This is a genomic window from Peptoniphilus sp. (assembly GCF_050943655.1).
Classification (GTDB): Bacteria; Bacillota; Clostridia; order Tissierellales; family Peptoniphilaceae; genus Peptoniphilus_A.
Window position 1 is genome coordinate 1 of the sequence record NZ_JBMNPQ010000107.1, and the last position, 3,683, is coordinate 3,683.

Sequence of the window (3,683 nt, forward strand, 5' to 3'; positions counted from 1 at the left end):
AATTTTATATATCTTATTCTCTAGCTTATTAAATTTGGCAAAAACGTTATAATTTGTGGAACAAAAGCTAGAATCAATACAGCAACTAGTTCAATAACTAAAAATGGAACTACACCTTTAACAATTTCATTAAAGCTCAATCCTGTTATAGAGCTAGCAGTAAATAAATTGTATCCAAAAGGAGGAGTTACATACCCAATAACTAAATTTATTACGAAAACCATTCCTAAATGCAATGGATCTAACCCTAATTCTATACCTAATGGAACCAATACAGGTGCTAATATTATAATTGCTGCAACTGTGTCCATTAAAGCTCCAACGAAAAATAGTATCAACATTAACACTAATAGATATGAAACTTTTGTTGTCAATAATCCTCCTAATGTGTTGTTGATTAGTTCTCCAACATTTGTTACTGACATAATCCAAGATAATAGATTTGCTGCTCCCATGATAATTCCTACCATAGCCGCTGTCTCCATTGAATTAAGTAAGGCTTGTGGAATTTCTTTTATTTTCATCTCTTTATAAATAAAAATACTAAGTATTAAAGCATACGCTACACCAACAGCAGCTGCTTCGGTGGGAGTAAAGATCCCCGCATATATGCCTCCTAAAATTATAATTGGTAAGCATAGTGCTCCAAGTGCTTCCCATGTACTCTTCATTAATCTTTTAAAAGAAAACTTACTTTTATTCTCTTGCTTATTATTTGGGTTCTTCTTAATTATAACTAAGTTAACACAAATAAGTAATAACATCATGAATAATCCTGGGAAAATACCCGCAATAAACATTTTTGGTATGGATAGACCCATAGTAACACCATATATAATCATCGGTATACTCGGCGGTATTATAGGACCTAAAGCTCCACCTGCTGCAGCCATACCAGCAGCTGTTTTTTTATCGTAACCATTTTCTACTAATGAAGGAATCATTATGCTTCCAATAGCAGCAACAGTTGCTGGCCCCGACCCTGTCAAGGCAGCAAATATAGCACAAGATACTATAGTTACTATCCCTAAACCTCCAGGCATCCAGCCTATCAAGCTATCTGCCCAATTAATCATTTTTTTAGAGATTCCTCCCTTGTCCATTATTTCTCCTACAAAGACAAATAATGGAATCGCTAGTAGTGGAAAAGAGTCTAAGCCTGTCACGAATCTTTGCGGAACTAATAATAATGGTTTCATCCCTGTCATTAAAAGAAATGCCATTCCAGAACCAAGTATTGACAAATAAACAGGCAGTCCAATTAAGATTAGCACGAACATAATTACAAAAACAATCCCCAACATATTTCTTAACTCCTTTCACGTTTATTTAAGTAATCTTCGTAAATATCATATATAGAATAAAATACAAGCAAAATACCAAAAACTGGTGCAGATGCAAAAACAAAAAAGTTACTAATTCTAAGCGCTGGGGTTAATTGTGTTTTGACAGCCATAGCAACCCTCGCCCCATAAATTGCAATTATTATCCCAATAATAATGCTTATAACATCACATATTCTGCTTAATACTATCTGCTTACTTTCGGAAATATTATCAGTTATTACAGTTACCTTTGCGTTAGACTTATTTTTAGTACAAAGGACTGCTCCTAGCATATTTGACCATATAAACGTATATCTAGCCAATTCTTCAGTCCAAGATAGGGAACTATTTAGAACAAACCTAGTAAAAACTTGTAAAACGCAAGCAATTATGAGAATACTAAAATTAATTATTATCAATCCATAGAGTATCTTAGTTATAATATTATTTATTTTCTTCATTATCTCACCTCTATAATCCCAATATTTCTTTTAGTTCTTTAACATATTTTTCACCAATTTTTTCCGCCCTCATATCATAGAAATCTTTAAATGCATTTTGAAATGAATCTATATCTACATCTGTTACAATATCCATGCCTTTTTCTTCCATTTCTTTTAACATTCTTTCTTCATTTTCTTCATTACTGATTCTAGTCTGTTCTCCAGCCTTTATAGCACATTCTTCCAGTATTTTTTGCTCATTAGGATCTAAGTCATCAAATATAGATTTCGAAACACAAAGGATTAAAGGTGAGTAAAAGTGTCCTGTTTTATTAAAACAGTGTGCTACTTCTGCAAATCCATTTGAATATGCCACACTTGTTGGAACATCTAATCCGTCTATAGTACCTTGTTGCAATCCTGTTATGGTTTCTGACCACGCCATTGGAACGGCGTTTGTTCCAAGTCTTTTATAGGTTTCTAAATATGTCTCAGTCTCCATAGACCTTATTTTTAAACCTTTAAAATCTTCAACTTTTCTAACCTCATCATTTAGAGTTATCAAATGCCTAAATCCACCTTCACCGTAAGAAAGAGCCTCTATTCCATAATCCTTATATATATCTAGTATTTCTTGTCCGAGTTTACCATCCAACACTTTCTTAGCTTCTGAGGAATCTTTAAAAATAAAAGGTAAGTCAAAAAGTCCCGCTTCTGGTATATATCCACTTATGTAAGCATTTGTCATTATAGCCATATCAGTCGTTCCAATTTGTAATCCTGTAAACATTTCACCTTCTTGCCCTAACTGTCCGGAACCTTTTAGATCAATTTTTATTTTCCCTTGAGTCTCTTCACCAACCAAATCCGCAAAAGTTTTTGCATAAATATAATATGGGTCTGTCTCCTGAGCTGCTGTGGTAAAACCTATTTGGAAAACTTTCTGACTACTTTCATCTTTCTTACTACATCCAGTAATCATTACTATTACTATTAACAGTAAGTACCAAATTTTTTTCATAAAACTCTCCTTTCAAATTCTCATAATTAACTCACCAAAAATTTTGGTGTAGTTTTTATCATTTTTTCTATGTCAGTTTCATTCACACCATTATTAAGCAAAAATTCTATAACTTTAATCATAGAGTCTAATGGACTATCTTTATTAACGATACCTCGGTCCGTGCTAATAAATATATTTTCAAAATTAAGCCTTTTCATGGTTCCTAAAAATTCCTCTATGTTACAGTCACCATCGTCTAAATTAGCCCAAACTTTTTCCAAAAATACACCAGATTTAGCTAATTTTATTTGCTCTTCGACATCTATCTTTGTTCTAACCCAATCAGGATGAGTTAAAATAATTTTTACATTATTTTTAATTGCTTCTCTGCATAAAATTAGACTCTCATTAATATCTAGATGACCAGTAGCAAGACATGCATTATATTTTTTACAAATATCAAATATTTCAAAAATCTCACTTTTCATCTTTCCATTATCATTGAGAATAGATAAACCTTTTCTTTTAAAAAAATCTCCTTCCATATTTCCGAATTTCAATGAATTTTTTGCATCCCTAGTAGGCATCCAAACCATCTTTCCACCTAACCTTAATGTAGATTCAACAGCATAGGGATTAAAACCACCAACAGTTTGATTAAGTACAATCCCACCATAAGCGATAGTTTCAAAATCAAAATGTTCATTTATCAAATTTGCTCGACCTGCTGTGGATTCATAATGATTCTTTATCATTACTCCGCCCATATGATATTCACTTGCTATGCTAATTAAATCTATGTCATCAATCAATCTTTTAAAATGAGATGGTTTGCTATGAACATGTAGATCATACGAATCTTTAAGTAGTCGTTTTATGTAATCTTTCATTGTTCTTACATCCCCCTTTTAT

General features: G+C 32.4%; 4 protein-coding genes. All 4 read right to left on the reverse strand.

The features are described 5' to 3' along the window. Nucleotides 1–20: 20 nt before the first annotated feature. From ACOX6R_RS07570 to ACOX6R_RS07585, 4 genes are read right to left on the reverse strand one after another with little or no spacing between them, the layout of a single operon-like run. Nucleotides 21–1,304: a TRAP transporter large permease gene (locus ACOX6R_RS07570; protein WP_433448872.1), complete on the reverse strand. Its 1,284-nt coding sequence runs from the start codon at nucleotides 1,302–1,304 to the stop codon at nucleotides 21–23. A 5-nt stretch (nucleotides 1,305–1,309) separates the two neighbouring features. Further along, entirely contained in the window at nucleotides 1,310–1,786 is a 477-nt protein-coding gene (locus ACOX6R_RS07575; protein ID WP_433448873.1) for a TRAP transporter small permease, read from the reverse strand. Nucleotides 1,787–1,796: 10 nt separating this feature from the next. Then, the gene (locus ACOX6R_RS07580) at nucleotides 1,797–2,789 is read right to left on the reverse strand and encodes a TRAP transporter substrate-binding protein (RefSeq protein WP_433448875.1); all 993 of its coding nucleotides are present in this window, start codon (nucleotides 2,787–2,789) and stop codon (nucleotides 1,797–1,799) included. Nucleotides 2,790–2,815: 26 nt separating this feature from the next. Then, on the reverse strand, nucleotides 2,816–3,661 hold the full coding sequence (locus ACOX6R_RS07585) for a DUF6282 family protein (protein WP_433448876.1): 846 nt from the start codon (nucleotides 3,659–3,661) through the stop codon (nucleotides 2,816–2,818). Nucleotides 3,662–3,683 lie beyond the last annotated feature (22 nt).

Excerpts from the sequence above, each read along its gene's own strand:
- ACOX6R_RS07570 (WP_433448872.1), bottom strand. The coding sequence starts at position 1,304 with ATGTTGGGGATTGTTTTTGTAATTATGTTCGTGCTAATCTTAATTGGA.
- ACOX6R_RS07575 (WP_433448873.1), bottom strand. The coding sequence starts at position 1,786 with ATGAAGAAAATAAATAATATTATAACTAAGATACTCTATGGATTGATA.
- ACOX6R_RS07580 (WP_433448875.1), bottom strand. The coding sequence starts at position 2,789 with ATGAAAAAAATTTGGTACTTACTGTTAATAGTAATAGTAATGATTACT.
- ACOX6R_RS07585 (WP_433448876.1), bottom strand. The coding sequence starts at position 3,661 with ATGAAAGATTACATAAAACGACTACTTAAAGATTCGTATGATCTACAT.